This is a genomic window from Streptomyces sp. SP17BM10, from assembly GCF_036322405.1.
GTDB lineage: Bacteria > Actinomycetota > Actinomycetes > Streptomycetales > Streptomycetaceae > Kitasatospora.
On the sequence record NZ_JAQYXB010000512.1, the window covers coordinates 1 to 284 of the forward strand.

General features: G+C 61.6%; 1 rRNA gene. It reads right to left on the bottom strand.

The window, feature by feature from the left end:
- Window positions 1-284 (bottom strand): 23S ribosomal RNA (locus tag PUR71_RS09325); the annotation flags it as partial.

Below are 284 nucleotides of genomic sequence, written 5' to 3' on the forward strand. Positions count from 1 at the left end.
CGGGACAACCACCGCCCGGGCTGGACTACCTTCCTGCGTCACCCCATCGCTCACCTACTGCAGACTTGGACCGGCGGCTCCACCACTTCCCTTTGCCCGAAGGCTCCGGGACGGCTTCACGGCCTTAGCATCATCTGGTTCGACGTTGGCGCTTCAAAGCGGGTACGGGAATATCAACCCGTTGTCCATCGACTACGCCTGTCGGCCTCGCCTTAGGTCCCGACTTACCCTGGGCAGATCAGCTTGACCCAGGAACCCTTGGTCAATCGGCGCAAGAGTTTCCC